Source organism: Sphingobacterium sp. Lzh-3 (assembly GCF_046764375.1).
GTDB lineage: Bacteria > Bacteroidota > Bacteroidia > Sphingobacteriales > Sphingobacteriaceae > Sphingobacterium.
This window is the reverse complement of record NZ_CP177226.1, coordinates 4,349,895-4,370,266: the sequence shown is the minus strand read 5'-3', so window position 1 is coordinate 4,370,266 and position 20,372 is coordinate 4,349,895. Positions and strand designations below refer to the sequence as shown.

General features: G+C 43.1%; 14 protein-coding genes. 13 read left to right on the top strand and 1 reads right to left on the bottom strand.

Features of this window, described 5'->3' with window-relative positions:
* Nucleotides 1-150 precede the first annotated feature (150 nt).
* From fsa to ACLCDV_RS18440, 13 genes are all read left to right on the top strand, one after another.
* A complete protein-coding gene (gene fsa, locus ACLCDV_RS18500; RefSeq protein ID WP_411971902.1) occupies nucleotides 151-819 on the top strand; it encodes a fructose-6-phosphate aldolase in 669 nt (222 codons plus the stop codon).
* Between the two features lie 7 nt (nucleotides 820-826).
* On the top strand, nucleotides 827-1,684 hold the full coding sequence (locus tag ACLCDV_RS18495) for a transketolase (RefSeq protein WP_411971901.1): 858 nt from the start codon (nucleotides 827-829) through the stop codon (nucleotides 1,682-1,684).
* A gap of 28 nt (nucleotides 1,685-1,712) precedes the next feature.
* On the top strand, nucleotides 1,713-2,675 hold the full coding sequence (locus tag ACLCDV_RS18490; protein ID WP_201669313.1) for a transketolase family protein: 963 nt from the start codon (nucleotides 1,713-1,715) through the stop codon (nucleotides 2,673-2,675).
* A gap of 70 nt (nucleotides 2,676-2,745) precedes the next feature.
* Nucleotides 2,746-3,579, top strand: coding sequence for an alpha/beta hydrolase (locus ACLCDV_RS18485; protein ID WP_411971900.1), 834 nt, complete (start codon nucleotides 2,746-2,748; stop codon nucleotides 3,577-3,579).
* 120 nt (nucleotides 3,580-3,699) lie between these two features.
* Nucleotides 3,700-6,156, top strand: coding sequence for a glycosyl hydrolase family 95 catalytic domain-containing protein (locus tag ACLCDV_RS18480; RefSeq protein ID WP_411971899.1), 2,457 nt, complete (start codon nucleotides 3,700-3,702; stop codon nucleotides 6,154-6,156).
* Between the two features lie 28 nt (nucleotides 6,157-6,184).
* Complete coding sequence (locus tag ACLCDV_RS18475; RefSeq protein ID WP_411971898.1) at nucleotides 6,185-7,744, top strand: glycoside hydrolase 43 family protein; 1,560 nt, start codon at nucleotides 6,185-6,187, stop codon at nucleotides 7,742-7,744.
* Nucleotides 7,745-7,750: 6 nt separating this feature from the next.
* Nucleotides 7,751-9,127 (top strand): glycoside hydrolase family 43 protein, encoded by a 1,377-nt coding sequence (locus tag ACLCDV_RS18470; protein ID WP_317665048.1) that lies wholly within the window; start codon nucleotides 7,751-7,753, stop codon nucleotides 9,125-9,127.
* A gap of 11 nt (nucleotides 9,128-9,138) precedes the next feature.
* Nucleotides 9,139-11,043, top strand: a complete 1,905-nt coding sequence (locus ACLCDV_RS18465) for a sialate O-acetylesterase (RefSeq protein WP_411971897.1) — start codon at nucleotides 9,139-9,141, stop codon at nucleotides 11,041-11,043.
* Between the two features lie 81 nt (nucleotides 11,044-11,124).
* Nucleotides 11,125-13,224, top strand: coding sequence for a hypothetical protein (locus tag ACLCDV_RS18460; protein ID WP_333624818.1), 2,100 nt, complete (start codon nucleotides 11,125-11,127; stop codon nucleotides 13,222-13,224).
* Between the two features lie 170 nt (nucleotides 13,225-13,394).
* Nucleotides 13,395-14,804: an MFS transporter gene (locus tag ACLCDV_RS18455; RefSeq protein WP_411971896.1), complete on the top strand. Its 1,410-nt coding sequence runs from the start codon at nucleotides 13,395-13,397 to the stop codon at nucleotides 14,802-14,804.
* Between the two features lie 19 nt (nucleotides 14,805-14,823).
* Nucleotides 14,824-15,969, top strand: coding sequence for an endo-1,4-beta-xylanase (locus tag ACLCDV_RS18450; protein ID WP_411971895.1), 1,146 nt, complete (start codon nucleotides 14,824-14,826; stop codon nucleotides 15,967-15,969).
* A 5-nt stretch (nucleotides 15,970-15,974) separates the two neighbouring features.
* Nucleotides 15,975-16,946 carry a glycoside hydrolase family 43 protein gene (locus ACLCDV_RS18445; RefSeq protein WP_411971894.1) on the top strand — a complete coding sequence of 324 codons (972 nt, stop codon included), beginning with the start codon at nucleotides 15,975-15,977 and terminating at the stop codon, nucleotides 16,944-16,946.
* Between the two features lie 22 nt (nucleotides 16,947-16,968).
* Complete coding sequence (locus ACLCDV_RS18440) at nucleotides 16,969-19,020, top strand: alpha-glucuronidase (RefSeq protein WP_411971893.1); 2,052 nt, start codon at nucleotides 16,969-16,971, stop codon at nucleotides 19,018-19,020.
* Nucleotides 19,021-19,064: 44 nt separating this feature from the next.
* On the opposite strand, the gene ACLCDV_RS18435 is transcribed toward ACLCDV_RS18440, so the two are convergent.
* On the bottom strand, nucleotides 19,065-19,928 hold the full coding sequence (locus tag ACLCDV_RS18435; protein WP_411971892.1) for an AraC family transcriptional regulator: 864 nt from the start codon (nucleotides 19,926-19,928) through the stop codon (nucleotides 19,065-19,067).
* Nucleotides 19,929-20,372: the final 444 nt, after the last annotated feature.

The following is a 20,372-nucleotide window of genomic DNA, read 5'->3' as shown; positions in this document are numbered from 1 at the left end:
TAGGTCAGTTTTTTAGGAGGGTAATCTGTTTTAAACATTTTTACCCTTCTTTTTTTTATTTGTTGCAATCCTATCTGGTTGAAAGCTATAGTTTTGTCTTATAACCAATCGCTGGAGATCTAGCGAATTCAAAACTAATCAACTAAAAAAATGAAATTTTTTATCGATACGGCAAGTCTCAGTGAGATTCGTATGGCTCAAAATTTAGGTGTCCTAGATGGTGTAACGACCAATCCTTCACTGATGGCCAAAGAGGGGATTACAGGAACAGCTCATGTACATGCGCACTACAAAGCTATCTGTGATATTGTAGACGGTGATGTAAGTGCTGAAGTGATTTCAACTGATTTTAACGCGATGATTGAGGAAGGTTTGCGCTTAGCGGCCTTAGACAATAAGATTGTTGTTAAGGTTCCAATGACTGAAGACGGCATTAAAGCAATTAAATATTTTAGTACAAAACAAATTAAAACCAATTGCACCCTGGTCTTTTCTGCCGGGCAAGCACTCTTGGCCGCCAAAGCCGGAGCAACCTATGTATCTCCTTTTGTCGGTAGGCTCGATGATATCTCTGTCGATGGACTGGCCCTGATTCGCGAAATTCGGACGATCTACGATAATTATGCTTTCCCTACCCAGATTCTTGCGGCTTCGGTACGTCATAGTGCGCATATCTTGGGTTGTGCCAAAATTGGTGCGGATGTGATGACTGGACCTTTGCAGGCGATATTTTCCCTCTTAAAGCACCCGTTGACGGACAGTGGCCTTGCTCAATTTTTAGCTGATCATAAACGCGTTGCCGCACAAAGTAACAATTGAGATGGTCATGACAAGACATAGTATCCATAATTTAGAAGCGATTGTTAAGCAAGTCCGAAGGGATATACTCCGCATGGTGCATGGTTGCCAGTCGGGGCATCCGGGAGGATCGTTGGGCTGCACCGAATTGTTGGTCTGCTTATACTTTGAATTGATGCAGCGAAACGATCAGTTTGATTTGAATGGCCTCGGGGAAGACTTGTTTTTCCTTTCCAATGGTCATATCTCTCCGGTATTTTATAGTGTGTTGGCGCGAGCAGCTTATTTTCCAATCGATGAACTTGCCACCTTCAGAAAACTCAATTCAAGACTGCAGGGACATCCGACTACGCATGAAGGACTGCCAGGTATCCGTGTCGCTTCGGGATCCTTGGGGCAAGGTCTTTCTGTCGCTATTGGTGCTGCTCAAGCCAAAAAATTAAATCAAGATAACCGCATGGTTTATGTGCTTATGGGCGATGGCGAATTGCAGGAAGGGCAGGTATGGGAAGCGGCCATGTATGCAGCTCACAACGAAATGGACAATTTGATTGCTATTGTAGATTACAATGGTGCGCAGATTGATGGGGCTACCAACGATGTCCTTTCGCTGGGCGACCTACCCCGCAAATGGATGGCATTCGGCTGGAAGGTTATAGAGGTTATGCGCGGTAATGACATTGGTTCTGTGATTTCAGGACTACGAAAGGCCCAAGCTTCGACCGGAACTAAAATGCCTGTAATGGTGTTGCTACATACCGAAATGGGAAATGGAGTTGATTTTATGATGGGCTCACATAAATGGCATGGCATAGCACCCAGTGATGAACAACTAGCTGTGGCCTTAAACCAGAATGCAGAAACATTGGGTGATTATATCGCCTAATCGTAGGACGATTTTGAAATAGATTAACATGAAAAAATATACATATACAGAATCAAAAGACACACGTTCTGGATTTGGTGCCGGTTTGCTGGAAGCAGGAAAGGAAGATGAAAATGTGGTTGCACTCTGTGCAGACCTGATCGGTTCGCTCAAAATGAACGATTTCATCAAGGCCTTTCCGGAACGTTTTTTTCAGATCGGCATTGCCGAAGCAAATATGATGGGTATTGCAGCTGGACTTACCATCGGTGGAAAAATACCTTTTACTGGTACATTTGCCAATTTTTCAACGGGTCGGGTATACGATCAGATTCGTCAATCTATTGCCTATTCGGATAAAAATGTGAAAATAGCGGCTTCGCATGCCGGCCTTACGTTGGGTGAAGATGGGGCGACCCATCAGATATTGGAAGATATAGGTTTGATGAAAATGCTTCCAGGGATGACGGTTATCAATCCTTGCGATTATAATCAGACGAAGGCTGCAACGCTAGCTGCTGCCAAACACAAGGGGCCAGTCTACCTGCGGTTTGGACGGCCCGTGGTGCCGGTTTTCACCCCGGAAGATCAGGAATTTGTGATCGGCGAAGCCGTGATGCTCAATCCGGGTACAACTGTGACTATTTTGGCAACTGGACATCTCGTCTGGGAAGCCATATGTGCCGGGGAAGAATTGGAAACATTAGGTATTGATGCCGAAATCATTAATATCCATACCATCAAGCCACTAGATGAGAAAGCCGTACTGACTTCTGTCGCTAAAACGGGCTGTGTTGTTACAGCCGAAGAGCATAATCGTATCGGTGGACTAGGAGATAGTGTAGCGCAACTGTTGGCAAAACAATTGCCTACTCCCCAGGAATATGTGGCTGTAAACGACAGCTTCGGTGAATCGGGACCGCCAAGTGCGCTGATGGATAAATATGGCTTAAACGCCGATGCTATTGTAGCGGCGGTATTAAGAGTACTCAAAAGGAAGGTGGTGATTTAGTTGAAATTGGGCTATTGTCCCTGCAAGGCCGATAGCCTCGCTATCTATTTGCTATTAAACCAATTATAATATGAAAAAGATGATCTGCACCATGTTGTGCGTTTTTTCCGCCAGCCTAGTGGCCCAGGCGCAGCAGACTGCCCCACAGGGATTTGATGTTGAGCGAAAATTGACATCGACTGGGAAAATAGATTCCCTTGTTTATCCTTCAAAAACTTTAGGAGTTAAGCGGAAAGCACTGCTATATACCCCGCCGGGATACAGTGCCGCAAAAAAATACCCCGTATTATATCTCTTGCACGGAATTGGCGGTGATGAACGGGAATGGTTCAGACATGGAAACCCTCAGGTTATTTTCGATAACCTGTATGCGGAAGGAAAAATGGAACCTATGTTGGTGATTATGCCCAATGGCCGCGCCATGGAAGATGACCGTGCTGGTGGAAATGTGATGGCACCGGATCGGGTAGCGGCGTTTTCAACTTTTGAAAAAGATCTGCTCGATGACCTGATTCCATTTGTTGAAAAGCAGTTTCCCGTTATCAAGGATCGCGAGCACCGCGCGATTTTTGGATTGTCTATGGGCGGTGGACAGGCCCTGAATTTTGGACTTGGCCATATCGATACTTTTGCCTGGGTGGGGGGCTTTTCCTCCGCGCCCAATACCAAGATGCCACAGGAATTACTGCCTGTTCCGAAAGAAGCTAAAGATAAATTAAAACTGCTGTGGATCTCCTGTGGTAACCAGGATGGTTTGCTCAATATAAGTAAGCGCACACATGAGTACCTTTCGGAACATGGGGTGCCTCATATTTACTATCTGGAGTCGGGCGGGCATGATTTCAATGTATGGAGAAATGATCTCTATAATGTTTCGCAATTGCTATTTAAAAATAAGAAATAAAGGCCTTACTAATTTGATAATAGCAATAAACAATTCGACGGTTTGCCTTGGCCGGTCTTAAAATGAGTTTGTTAGTCCTGATGATTAATTCCGAAACTGCAAAAAATACTATCAAGAAAAATGATTGAAAAATTTATTTGGAAGTACATAAGCCTATTCATTGCGATCTTGTCACTGCATACTACATTGTTGTTTGCCCAAAAGCGATCGGCATTGACCCTATGGTATGATCGGCCTGCAGACGAAAAGGTATGGGAACAAGCTTTACCGCTTGGAAATGGTCGGTTGGGCGCGATGGTTTATGGAATTCCATCTTGTGAGCGTATGCAGCTTAATGAGGAAACAATTTGGGCGGGAGGTCCTTATCGCAACGATAATAAGAAAGGCGGCGCGGCATTAAAAACTATTCAGAATTATATATTCGATGGGAAACCAGCTGAAGCCGATAAGCTTGCAAATGAAACCTTCTTCACTAAGACACATGGCATGCCCTATCAAACGGCAGGAAATATTCTGCTGCGATTCCCTGGACATGAACGGTACCGGCACTATTATCGCGAACTGGATATTGAACGGGCAGTTGCGTTGTCGCGTTATACAGTAGATGGGGTAACATTTACCAGAGAAGTTTTTACTTCGTTTGCTGATGATGCCATTGTTATGAAAATAAAGTCGAGCAAGAAGGGGAAACTCAATTTCACATTAACTTATGAGAATGAGTCGAAGCATACTATTTACAAAACCGGTGATAAGCTTATTTTAGAAGGACGAGGATCCGATCACGAAGGTATTAAAGGGCAGGTTGTTTATCAGATTCATACGGGAGTAAAGCATACCGATGGACAGCTTATCGTGAAAGAGGAATCGATTGATATAAAAGATGCAAGTTCCGTTTGTCTTTATATTTCAATTGCGAGTAATTTTCAAAATTATAAACAACTGGGAGCTGATCCCTATAAGCTGGCTGCAGAAAGATTGCAAAAGGCCATGGACAAAGACTATCAGCAGGCTTCACACCAGCATACCCTTGCTTACAGCAGACAGTTTAATCGATTCCAGCTGCATTTGGGGGATGCCAATAGCGAACAACAGTTGCCGCTGTCCGCGCGTATTGCAGACTTTGCCCGTACACAGGATCCGGCCTTAGTGACCTTGTTGGCTCAATTTGGGCGCTATTTGCTCATCTGCTCATCACAAGCGGGTGGCCAGCCTGCTAATCTACAAGGAATCTGGAACCGATCCATGCAACCAGCATGGGACAGTAAATATACAATCAATATAAATACCGAAATGAACTATTGGCCTGCAGAGGTCACCAACCTTTCGAGTACGCTTCAGCCGTTATTTTCCATGATCAAAGAACTCAGTGAACGTGGTGAAGAAACCGCGAAGACATTGTACCATGCCCGTGGCTGGGTGGCCCATCACAATACCGATATCTGGCGCGTGACGAGTCCGATTGATTTTGCGGCTGCCGGAATGTGGCCAAGTGGGGGGCTGTGGTTGTCCCAACATCTTTGGGAGCATTATCTCTTTACGGGAGATAAAGAGTTTTTGAGGCAACTTTACCCGGTTATGAAGGGAGCTTGCGACTTTCTTTTGTCTGCGCTTGTCGTGCATCGCGGTTATTCAGCTGAAAAATGGCTCGTCCTGAGTCCCTCAATTTCGCCCGAGCAAGGGCCACTTGCGGCAGGCGTGACCATGGATAATCAACTATGCCACGACATGCTTACCCGTACCGCTTTGGCGGCAGAAGCGCTCGATGTTGATGCAATGTATAGGGATACATTGCTGGCAACGGCACGGCGGATTCCACCAATGCATATCGGTCGATTTAATCAGTTACAAGAATGGCTGGAAGATGTGGATGATCCTCAAAATCAGCACCGGCATGTATCCCATTTATACGGATTGTTTCCAGGTAGTCAAATTTCACCGTTCCGCACGCCTAAATTGTTTGAGGCTGCACGTAATTCATTGATATATCGAGGTGATTTTGCGACGGGATGGTCAATTGGATGGAAAATAAATTTATGGGCCCGTTTATTGGATGGAAACCATGCCTACGAAATTATAAAGAAAATGCTGAGCATTTCCGATGAAAACCATCCCGATGGACGTACCTATCCAAATCTTTTTACGGCACATCCTCCATTTCAGATTGACGGTAATTTTGGCTTAACAGCGGGTATTGCGGAGATGCTGGTCCAAAGCCATGATGGCGCTGTGCATCTGCTGCCAGCGATTCCTGATCAATGGAAAGAGGGTTGGGTAAAGGGGATCAAGGCGCGCGGTGGATTTGAAATTGAAATGCAATGGAAAAAAGGGAAGATAAAGGAGGTAATGGTCTTTTCACCTTTAGGCGGTAATTTGCGGCTACGGACAGCTTCGCCATTGAAAGGATCTGAACTTCAAATCGCAAAAGGCGATCAGACTAATACCCTTTTAGCTCCTGTAATAACACCAGTAAGTATTCAATCTGCAGATTCACAGCTGAAAGGAATTGAATTACCAAGCTATTATGAATACGATGTACAAACCTTGCCTGGAAAACATTATAAATTTAAGGCTTACTAAATTAATGCGACTAATAAATCCTGTCAATATGTTAAGAATGAAAATCGGCGCTTTTGTCTTCTCCTTAATGATCCCGTTTTTGGGAGCATTGGCGCAGCAAGCCCATAATCCAATCATCTTTGCTGACGTGCCCGATATGTCCATGATACGCGTCGGTGATACCTATTATATGAGCAGTACGACCATGCACATGAACCCCGGTGTCCCGATTATGAAGTCCAAAGACATGGTCAATTGGACGTTGATTAATTATGCGTACGATCGTCTTGGCGATCAGGATGAACTCAATCTGTCAAACCATAAAAATGCGTATGGGCACGGCTCCTGGGCAAGCAGTTTGCGCTTTCATGAGGGGCGGTACTATGTCAGTACATTTTCGGCCAATACAGGAAAAACGCATGTCTACCACACAGCAGATATTGAACATGGCCCCTGGGTTTCGAAAGAATTTCAGCCGATGATGCACGATCATAGCTTATTCTTTGACGGGGGGAAAATATATATGATCTGGGGTGGGGGACGTATCTATATTGCTGAATTATTGCCTGATTTTTCAGGTGTTAAAGCAGGAACACAACGCGTATTGGTAGACGATGCCTCTTTACCCGCCAAGCCTAAAGAAGGCAAAGCCGGTTTACCTGCTGAAGGATCCCAAATGTTTAAGATCAATGGTATGTATTATCTTTTTAATATTTCATGGCCAGCGGGAGGAATGCGCACGGTGATTGTACATCGGGCGAGCCAATTGGAAGGTCCGTATGAGGGGAAAGTGGTTTTGCAGGATCAGGGTGTGGCACAGGGAGGTCTGATTGATATGCCCAACGGAAAATGGTATGCTTATCTTTTTCAGGATTATGGTGCTGTAGGCCGAATTCCGTTTTTGGTTCCTGTCAAATGGGAAGATGGATGGCCAGTGCTTGGTATTGACGGAAAAGTCCCGGCCACATTGGATCTTCCCGCAAATAAAAGCTTAAGCCCCGGAATTGTTGACTCGGATGATTTTGACCGGAAAGCCGGACAAGCCGCCCTTCCCCTGGCATGGCAATGGAACCATAACCCAGTTGTTGATCTTTGGTCAGTGACCGAACGCCGTGGCTTTTTGAGACTGCGAACCGGCGACCTTACTGATGACTTTCTTTCAGCTAAAAATACATTGACGCAACGCACCATCGGCCCGAGCTGCAGCGCCGCTATTGCTGTAGAGGTTTCTAACATGAAAGATGGTGATTTTGCAGGAATATCGCTATTGCAAAAAAACTATGGTTTAGTAGGAGTCCGGATGGAAGGAAATACAAAATCGTTAGTAATGATTAATGCGATGACGGGGGCGCCACAAGAACTGGCGAAGATCAATCTCAAACAGCAGCGTATATTTCTTAAAGCAAACTGCGATTTTTCAAACAAAAAAGATACGGCCCAATTTTTTTATAGTACCGATGGACACCATTGGAAGATGATAGGTAACGTGCTAAAAATGAGTTACACCATTCCTCATTTTATGGGGTATAGGTTCGGACTTTTTAACTATGCGAGTAAAGAGGCTGGTGGCTACGTAGATTTTGATTACTTCCATTTAACCATAAATTAAGATGATATGAGAAAACAATTTTTTACGTTATTTCTGTTTGGATTCCAATTCCTGTTTTTGCCTTCAATAAATACGTTAAAAGCACAAAATCCGATTGTACAGACATCCTATACGGCGGATCCGGCACCATTAGTGTATAATAACCGGCTTTATCTTTATACCACGCAGGATGAAGAAGAATCCACCTGGTTTAATATGAACAATTGGCGGGTGTATTCAACTAATGACATGGTGAACTGGACCGACCATGGTGCGATTCTCTCTTATACAGATTTTGAATGGGCAAAAGGGGATGCTTGGGCGGCGCAATGTGTTGAAAAGAATGGTAAATTTTATCTATATGTGCCTGTTATTTCTAAACTCAACAATCGTGGTGCGATCGGTGTTGCAGTTGCTGATAGTCCGTTGGGACCTTTTCATGATCCCTTGGGAAAACCATTACTACAGAGTGAATGGGGCGATATCGATCCGACTGTGTTTATTGATGACGATGGTGAGGCACATATGTACTGGGGGAATCCTCAGCTGAAATATGTCAGGCTGAATGAAGATATGATCTCTTATGCGGGTGATATCGTTGAGGTTCCGATGACAGCAGCATCATTTGGAAAAAGAGCGGGAGATCCGAAACGACCTACAACCTACGAGGAAGGTCCCTGGTTGTACAAAAGAAACAGCTTGTATTATCTTTTTTGGCCGGGAGGCCCTTTACCTGAATTTATTGGGTATTCGACCAGCAAAAAAGCCGAAGGTCCCTGGAAGTATGGTGGTGTAGTCATGTCAGCCGAAGGAAAAGCATTTACAAACCATCCTGGTGTTGTCGATTTTAAAGGAAAGACCTATTTCTTTTATCACAATGGAGCTTTACCCGGCGGGGGAGGTTTCACGCGCTCTGTTGCTGTGCAGGAATTAAACTTTAATCCAGACGGCAGTATCCCGCCGATGAAAATGACTGCAGGAATTACTCAGGGGCTAGCAAATGTAAACCCTTACGAACTTCATCAGGCCGAAATGATTGCTTGGTCCGAGCACGTTAAATCCTATCAGCGTGAAAAAGTAGGTGTTTTTATAAAGGCAAGGAAAGATGGAGCTTATACCTGTGTGAAAAATGTTGACTTTGGTGAGAAAGGTGCCCGCACTTTTTTTGCACGGGTGGGAACAACACATAACGGTGGAGTCAGCATGGAGGTTCGTTCGGGAGCGATCGACGGGGCTTTATTAGCTACCATACAAGTTCCTATGACAGGGGGCGATGACCGGTGGACTACAGTGGAGACCGTACTAGCCGATAAAGTGAAGGGAATACACGATTTATACTTTGTTTATAAAGGCAAGGCTCCGTCGAATATTCTGTTTTTCGATTGTTGGAAATTTGGAAGGTAAAGTGGTAGAATATGTTTTTTAGAATAGAAAATTTCTTTTGTTTTTCATCTTTTTTTAATCGTCTAACGCTGGTTACTGTTTGGCTTCTCGGACTACTACCATGTGCTGCCAGTGTACGGTTGCCAGCAATCCTGGGGGACCAGATGGTTCTACAGCGGGATATCGATCTCAATATTTGGGGATGGGCAGCGAAAGGCGAAAAGATTACTCTTCGTTTTAGAGGTGCATACTATTATACAGAAGCAGGTAGGGATGGTAAGTGGTCTGTGCATATCCCGCCACAGCATTACGGTGGTCCTTATCTCATGGAGATCAATGACATTGTTATTCGGGATGTGTTAATTGGCGATGTCTGGCTCTGTTCGGGCCAGTCCAACATGGAGACACCTATTAAGCGGCTTGTCGAACGTTTTCCTGAAATAAATGAATCCAATAATCATATGATCCGTTATTTCAAGGTGCCGACACAAAATAGTATAGTGGATAGACAGGAAGATATACCTTCTGGTGAACGATGGCATTCGGGAATCGCCTCTGATGTTATGAATTGGACGGCATTGGCCTATTTTTATGCGATGGAGTCCTATCGGCATAATGGTATTCCTGTCGGAATGATCGTATCTAGTCTCGGCGGATCAGGAATAGAGCGCTGGATTGATCAGAAATATCTGAAAAACTTTCCTGAATTGTTGCTAGATCAACATGCTGTCGATAGCCTTCGGTTGGCCGAAAGAGATCTGGGAGCGGATTATTGGACAGAAGAAGAATATAACGATTCGGATTGGCCAACGGTGCTGGTGCCTGAATACTGGGAAAAAGCGCAGCGAACTACTAAAGGGGTACGTTATTACCGTAAGAATTTCACTGTTCCGGAAGCTAAAGAAGGGCGGCATGCCAAGTTGTATTTGGGGACTTTGATCGATAGCGATTCGGTGTATGTCAATGGTCATTTTGTAGGTTCTACTGCCTACCGTTACCCGCCACGGATTTACGATATTCCTGCAGGGATACTTCATGCAGGAAGAAATAATTTAACTGTGCGCCTGCGATCGGATGGAGGGGATGGCGGATTTACACCCGATAAATCCTATGAGATTAGATTGGACGATGTATGTATTGATCTTGCAGGCGAATGGCGTTGGCAAATTGCGATTGACCAGGAAGAAGTTGAAAAGTATAAAAGCCGCCTGCGGCATTTGGGGCTGGTTGGTTCGGGCCTGTATAACGGAATGATCTATCCATTGCGCGGCTATGGAATAAAAGGCGTTCTCTGGTATCAAGGGGAAGCAAATGCGGGTGATCCATCCTATTATCAAAGCTACCTTACTCGTTTGATCAGTAATTGGCGCGCGCAATTTGGTCAGCCTCAGCTTCCTTTTTTGATGGTGCAGCTGCCCAACTTTATGGCCAAAGATACGGTACCGGCGGAGTCTAACTGGGCAAGGATCAGGGAGGCTCAATTTGAGGTTAGCAAAGAGGTTCCTTTAACAGCGCTCGCCGTGACTTATGATCTTGGTGAGTGGAACGATATACATCCGCTAAATAAGAAGGATATGGCAAAGCGATTATTTCTATGCGCGCGTAAGATGTTGTATGGCGAACAGGTAGTCGCTTCCGGCCCACGGTTTAAACATATGCGGACCGATGGAAATCAAGTTGTCGTTTCATTCAACGAAATTGGAAAGGGACTGGCTATCGGTCATGGTAAAAAATTGCAACATTTTGCGATTGCAGGTTCAGACCGAAAATTCGTATGGGCGAATGCAATTATACGTGTGAATGAGGTTGTATTGAGTCATCCAAAGATCAGCAATCCACAGGCAGTCCGCTATGCATGGAGCAATAATCCCGAAGATGCAAATCTAGTCAACAAGGAAGGAATGCTAGCTGTGCCATTTCGTACCGATAATTGGTAGCATGAGTAGTTCGAGGAAAAAAAATCAATTGAAAAGTATAAAATATAATTCAGCAATTTAAGTAATTAATATAATCAATTTATGAAGGGACTAAATATTGTCTTAAAAAAACGGACAATGGTATTGTTATTATCCGTTACGGGAATTTTATCAACAACACGGGCGTTGGGGCAGCAGCAAAATATGGTGAAGGATCTCAGTAAGGGGTTTGTGCACCAGTCTATAGGTAATCCATACCTACCACTTTGGGAGCATCTCCCTGATGGTGAACCCCGTGTTTTTGAAGATCCTGACCAGCCGGGGAAATATCGCGCATATATCATTGGTTCCCATGATTTACGTTTTACGAGTTATTGTGGGCCTGACATTCGGATGTGGTCAGCGCCGATTGAAAACTTAACGAGCTGGCGAGACGAGGGTGCTATTTTTAGCTATCCGATTGATGGAAAATGGGATGTGATGTATGCCCCAGATCTTGTAGAGGTCAAACGTAAAGATGGAAAAAAAGAATACTACTTGTTTCCACACAGCAGAGGAGATAAACGTGAAGCAATGGTAGTCAAAGGCGATCGACCGAATGGCCCCTTTAAACCTATAAACCTCACGGAAGACGGTAAGCGTACTTTGCCCGGAAGTATCTTAGGGTTTGATCCGGCCATTTACATTGAATATGTGACGGATCCCAAAGATCCTGATTATGAAATTGGATTCCGGGCATACGGTTTTTGGGGTTTTCAACGCTCGATGGCGGCACAGTTAGATCAGAAAACGATGTATTCGCTACGACCAGGTACCGAAATTATTAATTATCTATTGCCAGCAAGTGCACGATATGGTGAATTGCGTGATCCAAAAGGTACCGCCTATCCTAATATTTTTGAGGGCGAGGATTTAGGAACTTTTAATTTTTTTGAAGCTTCATCAATTCGTAAAGTCGGCAACAAATATGTTTCGGTATACAGTGGGTATTCAGGTCCTGAATATGGGGTAGGGAGCTCAAATTCAACCTTGCGCTACGCGGTGGCAGATTCGCCATTGGGGCCTTGGAAGAGTGGTGGTGTTTTGGTCGATTCGCGTGCTCCAGTATTAAATAAAGACGGATCGGCTATCGAAACCAGCAATGCGGGGCATAATACCCATGGCAGTATCGAACTGATTAATGGACAATGGTACGTATTTTACCATAGACCGCCACGCGGATTTGGCTTTGCACGTCAGGCGGTAGTAGAACCTATCAGAGTTTCGTGGGATGAAAAAAGCGTAAAAGATGGTGGGATGGTTGCTATCCGAGCTTTTGACCCATTTCAAGAAAATTTAACCATCAAAGATAAGCAGGGAAAAGAATATAAAGGTGCAGAGGTGACATCGGAAGGATTCCATTTCTATGGATTAGACCCCTATCGGTATTACTCGGCTGGATATGCCTGTTATCTTTCAGATATCAGTTTGCAACAGGATTCATGGGACGTATGGGATAACCATATGCCTGTGACAAATATGAAAAATGGAACTATCGCAGGTTTTAAATATTTTGGTTTTGGTGGCCTGAAACAGGATAAATTCGGATTAAAGGCGTTTGAGGGAACAAAAAAAGGAAATCGTACCACCTTCAATCTGTTTATTACACCAAAAACACAAGCTTCATTTAAGGTCAATGTGTGGCTGGATGGTCCTTGGGATAATGAAACCTGGAAAGGAAAGCGTATTGCTCAAATAACAGTTCCCGCAAATACGGCGACAACAGTAAAGCAATTTACAGTGGATGTTTCTAATTATGTCGATCACTTGGATGGCAAACATGCCTTGTTTCTGGTCGCTGAGGGTGAAGAGGGCAAGCCCCTTTTTGATTTTATAGGATTGGGATTTAGTTCGAAAGACAAAAAAATTGAACGTCCGGTACCGCCTTCGGTTACGATTACAGTGAATGGAAAAAAACTAATGTTGCCTTCGATTCCTGTGCGATCTACCGATGAGAACGGCATCGTTGGTTACAACCATTATGAAGTTACTTTTCCAATGGAAACCAACGACAAGAAGATTCCTGTGGTGAAGGCTATGGCAAATAACCCTGAAGTTGAAATCAAAGTTAAACAAGGCAGCTCGGTGACTGGTTACGCACAGGTCGATTGTGTTTACAAAGGACAAACCAAAAGCTATCTTGTAAAGTATGTAAAGAATTGAACCGTTAGCCGGTAAGCGGTTTTACAAACATGTAGAAAAAGGCTGTCCAATGGAAATGGACAGCCTTTTTTAAACATTTTTATTGGAATATAAAACATTTGTATTGGTTCCCGGTAGAAAGCTACTTGTAGTTTTACCCTTGTAATTCAACTAATCGAATAACCAATTATATGGATCAAAGTATAACAGAGGTAAAGCCTATTAAAGGTTTTTACAAACTTTCAATGAAACAACGGGTGGGGTTTGGCGCTGGTGATCTTGCACAGAATCTTATTTACCAGACTGTTTCGATGTACCTCCTGATTTTTTATACCAATGTTTATGGAATTTCTGCTGCTTCGGCAGGAGTCATGTTTCTCATTGTCCGAATTGTGGATGTGCTGTGGGATCCCATTGTAGGTGCATTTGTCGATAAGGGAAATCCCCGGATGGGAAAGTACAGATCCTATTTGGTGCTGGGAGGAATTCCATTGACAGGGTTTGCAATTCTGTGTTTTTGGAATGGATTTTCGGGTTCTTTGGCCTACGCTTATATTACATATGTTGGCCTTTCAATGCTTTATACTTTAGTGAATGTTCCCTATGGTGCTTTAAATGCTTCCTTGACGAGGGATACGGACGAGGTGACAAAACTAACATCGACGCGCATGTTTATGGCGAACGTGGGCGGGCTGGCTGTTGGGTATGGCGTACCGCTGGTCGTACAATATCTCGCTCCGGATGGAAAGATAAACTCAAAAGATTCGGCCGAAGCCTGGTTTACAACGATGCTGATCTATGCTTTAGTCGGATTGGCCCTTCTGATTTTTTGTTTCTCACAAACAAAAGAACGGGTTATTATGGATGAAAAGGATACGGATAATGTTCGCGTATCTGATCTATGGCGAGAATTTAAGCACAATAGGCCTTTGCGTATTTTGGCCTTTTTTTTCATTACAGCATTTGCGATGATGGCCATCGGTAATTCGGCAGGATCCTACTACATGATCTATAATGTACATGCTCCGGATATGCTGCCTTATTTTATGGCTCTGGGCTCCCTGCCTGCTTTTATTTTTATGCCATTGGTGCCGGCTATCAAACGTACGATAGGGAAGAAGCAAATGTTTTATGTTTTTCTGAGTATCGCTATCCTTGGAATGCTCATGTTGTACATAATTTCATCCAACGAGACACTCAAGAATAATATTGGACTGGTATTGGCTGCTCAGTTTATCAAGTCAACGGGTGTAATCGTCGCTACGGGGTATATGTGGGCTCTTGTGCCTGAGGTCATATCTTATGGTGAATATAAAACCGGTAAGCGTATTTCGGGTATTGTCAATGCATTGACAGGTATTTTTTATAAGGCTGGAATGGCATTGGGAGGTGTCGTCCCTGGATTGGTACTGACTTATGTTGAATTTGATAAAGATAATGCAGTAAGACAATCTGCATTGGCTGAAAAGGGAATTCTATGGTTGGTGGCTGTTATTCCTGCCGTTCTTTTGGTGCTCGCGATGTATGTTATCTCCAAATACGAACTGGATGATATAACGATCGACAAAATCAACCAAGATATAGAATCAAGACATACTTAATCAAAAATAAACCATGAAGATGTTAAAAACTATTGTTGTGGCGGTAGCAGCCTTACTATTTGGTCCTGCTGCTTCAGCCACTTTGCAGAACCTGAAGCGGGCTCCTGATTCATTGACCTTGAAAGATGCATTTGAGGGTAAATTTTTTATAGGAACAGCATTAAACCTTGATCAGATATGGGAGCGCGATCAGGCAGCGGTCGCGGTGGTCAAAACGCAGTTCAACTCCATAGTTGCCGAAAATTGTATGAAAAGTATGTTTTTGCAACCAAGGGAAGGTGAGTTCGATTTTAAAGATGCGGACCGCTTTGTCGCATTTGGAGAAAAAAATAAAATGCAAATTATCGGTCACACGCTGATTTGGCATTCGCAGACACCAGCTTGGTTTTTTGTCGATAAAAATGGGAAAGAAGTCACCCGAGAGGTACTTATCGAACGCATGCGGAAGCATATACAAACCGTTGTTTCCCGCTATAAAGGAAGGGTATTTGGTTGGGATGTGGTGAATGAGGCCATATTGGATAATGGAGAATGGCGTAAAAGCAAATTCTACGAGATCATCGGGCCGCAATTCATTGAATTGGCCTTCAAATTTGCGCATGAGGCAGATCCAAATGCAGAATTATATTATAACGATTATTCAACTGCTATCCCCGAAAAAAGAAAGGGTATTATGCGCATGGTGCAACAGGTAAAGGCTGCCGGTGGGCAGGTCACTGGAATTGGTATGCAGGAACACAATGCATTGAACAATCCATCGGTCGATGAAGTCGAAAAAACCATACTCGGATTTGCGGGGCTTGGTGCGAAGGTAATGGTGACGGAAATGGATATTTCGGTCCTACCGCATGTACGTCCCAATATGGGAGCGGAAATAGGGGAGCGTCATGCCTACAGTAAAGCGATGAATCCGTACGAAAAAGGACTTCCTGCAGCGAAAATGAATGAGTTGGGAGCGAGATATGTAGCGTTTTTTAATTTATATCTCAAACATCGGGATAAAATATCACGTGTGACATTGTGGGGTGTTGGCGATGGAGACTCATGGAAGAATGGCTGGCCTATTCCGGGACGTACAGACTATCCGTTGTTATTTGACCGGAATTATCAGCCCAAACCTTTTGTAAAGGATATTATTGCGTTGATTAAAAAAAAAAAGAAATAAGAAAAATGAACAAAAGTAAGTATTTATATCCCGGAGATTACATGGCTGATCCTTCAGCACATGTTTTTGAAAACAAAATTTATATTTATCCCTCTCACGATAGGGAAAGCGGCATCCCCGAAAATGATAACGGCGACCATTTTGATATGCAGGATTACCATGTATTTTCCCTAGAAGATATCAATGCGGAGGTTGTTGATCATGGAAAGGTATTGGATGTAAAAAAAATTCCCTGGGCCGGTCGTCAGCTTTGGGATTCCGATGTAGCCGAGAAAGATGGGAAGTACTATATGTATTTCTCCATGAAAGACAAAAACGATATTTTTAGACTGGGTGTCGCTATGGCAGACCAACCCTATGGACCATTTGTGCCGCAGGATAATCCAATTAAGGGAAGCTACAGTATTGATCCATGTGCTTTTAAAGATACAGATGGTTCCTATTATTTATATTTTGGTGGTATATGGGGTGGACAGCTCCAATTTTATCGGAATAATAAGATTGTTTCGCCCAATGAATTGCCAAAATCTGATGAAACTGCATTGTCGCCTAAGGTTGTCAAGATGTCTGCTGATATGCTGGAGTTTTCGGAACAGCCGCGGGATCTAGTTATTTTAGATAAAGAGGGCAAACCATTAAAGCATGGGGATACGGAAAAGCGATTTTTTGAAGCTTCCTGGATGCATAAATATCAAGGAAAGTATTATTTTTCCTATTCTACAGGCGACAGCCATTTGATTTGTTATGCCATCGGAGACAATCCTTATGGACCATTTACTTATCAAGGGGTGATCTTATCGCCTGTTGTTGGTTGGACCACACACCACAGCATCGTGGAATTCAAGGGCAAGTGGTACCTATTTTATCACGACTCGGTTCCATCTGGAGGAAAGACCTGGCTCAGAAGCATGAAAGTTATTGAGTTGACGTATGATGAGAATGGTCATATTAAGCCAATAGACGGATTGTCTTCTTAAAAGATGTATTAGTTTTTTACGGATGAGGTATACTATGTATTTCCATTTCTTATTGTTGGCGTCGCTTTTTATTTTCCCCGCTACTTTACGGTCGGAGGATGGTAGCCAATTGTGGCTGCGGTTTTCAAAACAGGTAAAACCTGTAGGCACCATCCAGGTTATCAAAGGAAAATCAACCGATGTAACCTTGGCATTGGCAAAACAGGAACTGGAATGTTACTGGAAGGGAGGGGATGTCATCTTAAAATTAGATCCTAGCCGAAAGGATTTAAAAGACGGCTATCAAATTAGCCAACACGAAAATCAGGTTTATATAATTGCCGGCCAATCTGTGGGTATATTATATGCTGTTTATCATTTATTACGTCTTCAGGAAACGGGAGCAGGGATACCCCGCTCGGGATTGGTTGAAATACCTGCCTATGATATCAGGGTTTTAAACCACTGGGATAATCTCGACGGGACAATAGAACGCGGCTATGCCGGGCATTCATTATGGAACTGGGAGGAGTTGCCGAATAAACTTTCACCCCGATATGAACAATATGGACGAGCCAATGCTTCAATAGGAATTAATGCGACGGTATTGAATAACGTGAATGCTTCGTCGGATCTCTTGAAGCCGGATTATCTGAAAAAGGTTAAAGCATTGGCGGATGTCTTTCGTAAATATGGCATTAAAGTATATGTGTCAATCAATTTTTCCTCACCCCAAAATATAGGCGGTTTAACCAATTCAGATCCCTTAAATCAGGAAGTTAAGCGCTGGTGGAAATCCAAAGTCAAAGAAATTTATGCATTAGTTCCGGATTTCGGTGGATTTTTGGTTAAAGCGAATTCTGAAGGACAACCAGGACCGCAAGATTACGGAAGAACCCATGCGGATGGGGCTAATATGCTTGCCGATGCATTAAGTCCTTATGGCGGTACAGTGTTTTGGCGGGCTTTTGTCTATCATCCGACCAAAGATGACCGTGCCAAACAGGCTTATCAAGAGTTTGTTCCCCTTGATGGCCAGTTTCGGGACAATGTTATTCTTCAAGTAAAAAATGGGCCCATAGATTTTCAGCCCCGAGAGCCATTCAATCCACTGTTGGGTGCGATGCCAAATACAGCAAAGATGCTCGAATTTCAATTGACACAGGAATATCTAGGCTTTTCTAATCATTTGGTCTATTTGGCTCCTTTGTTTAAGGAAGTATTGGATAGTGATACCTATGCCAATGGGAAAGGGCAAACGGTGTCAAAATTGACCGACAGTAGGGGGCATTTGGGACGTAAAACTGCAATCGCTGCTGTCGCCAATATTGGTTTGGATACCAATTGGACGGGGCATCATTTTGCCCAAGCCAACTGGTATGCCTTTGGTCGTTTGGCTTGGAACAATAACCTGTCGTCGGTTCAGATAGCGGATGAGTGGATAAGAATGACTTTTACGGGAGTCCAGGAGTTTGTAGAACCTATAAAGAAGCTGATGCTTGAATCACGGGAGGCAGCAGTCGATTATATGATGCCTTTAGGCCTGCATCACCTTTTTGCTTTTGAGCATCATTACGGCCCAGAACCTTGGGGAGATATTCCGGGGGGACGTCCAGACTGGATGCCATGGTATTACCATAATGCGGATAGCGTGGGATTGGGCTTTGACCGAACGGTTAATGGAAGTCGTGCTGTAACACAATATAATCCACCATTGGACAAGATTTATGGGAATATATCCACCTGTCCGGAAAATCTTTTATTGTGGTTTCATCATGTTTCCTGGAATTATCGAATGAATAGCGGCAATACGCTTTGGACCGAATTATGTTTCCGTTATGACCACGGTGTCCAAAAAGTGAGGGAGTTTCAAAAAGTTTGGGATCGTATGGAAAAATATATTGATCGACCACGTTTTTTGGCTGTTCAAGCTAAACTGAGAATCCAAGCTAGAGATGCAGTTTGGTGGAAAGATGCTTGTCTACAGTACTTTCAGTGTTTTTCGCGTCAGCCGATTCCTTACGAGTTGGAGCGGCCAATACATAATTTGGAGGAGTTAAAGAAAATCAAGCTACCGATGGGGCATCATAATTAGCAACGAAAGCAACGTCTTCAAGATCTTATTCATAATGGGTTGCTTTATCTGCTTATTCGACGTTTATAAATCGTAGGTGTTTCGCCCGTTATTTTTTTAAAGAGTCTGTTGAAATAAGATATATTTTCAAAGCCCAATTTAAAGCACAGCTGTTGGATATTGTCTTCATCGATTAACATCATCAACTGTGCTTTTTCTATTTTTTTTTGATTGATGTAATGTACCGGTGTGGCATTCATCTGTTTTTTGAAAAGTCGGATCAGATGATCTTTGGAGATAAAAATCAGATTGGCAAGCTGTTCGATTGAAATTGGATGATGGATATTTTCGTCTATGTAATCGAGCACACGCAAAAGTCGTTTTTCTACTTGTGGTATTTTGTTGGTTGCTTCTGCTAGAAATCGGCTCATTAACAAATGAATGATCGCTTGGTTTTCGGAGGCTCTGGCGAAAGGCGAAGCCGTCTGAAGTGCCATGTTTTTCATTAATTCTGAAGAATTATCGTAGCCCTTTGGATCGTAAATTTTTAACTCACGACCTGGATTCGAGGCATAGAGATGCTGGATGACAGTCTCCAATAGCTGATCAGATTTGATCTCCTTTGGAAAAGTGTAACGATCAAAAATACTTGACCTAATTTCGGGATTTTCATAGATATGGATGTAATAGAGCGAGAGTTTAGCAGAACAGGCATAGCTATGATGGATATAGGCTGGTGTAAGATAGAGATGGCCGGGGCGAAGTTTAATGATTTCATCCTTTAAAATAATAGATGCCTCACCTTCACATACATAATGTATTCTTGCAAAGGGACTCTTAATATTTTGAAAGTTCCAATCTGCCAGATGTTCCGCATAGCCAATATTCAATAGTGTAAAATCTAGTTTATTCTTTTCGTTATTTATCATTATGCGAAGCGGAAAAATAGTTAGATACGATATTAATCTCAGATACAATAATACTCGTTTTCTCTAAAAAAAATAGCACTTTTTACCTACAGTTGTCGATAATGTGTTTTTTTGCGCAATCAACGCATCTCCAAGAGATCGTTGTATGTTTTTTGTAGAATTATTCCGAGCGTTTTGTTTTTTGTGAAGGCTATGGTTTCATACCAGCTTTACTAGTAGCTGAACTCATCTGAGCAATATTTTTTTAGCATCAAGCAATTTGTCTGATCGTTAATAACCTTCCTTTATTTGGTATTTTTGAAAGAGAGGTTTTGTGATATATATGGGGATGGATCGATATCGTGTTAGTTTTTATCGCTAATGTAGTTCCTTTCTCCATTCTATATAATTATTTTTGACTATACGATCATAGTAAAGATTCCAAAACAGGAAATCTCATCAATT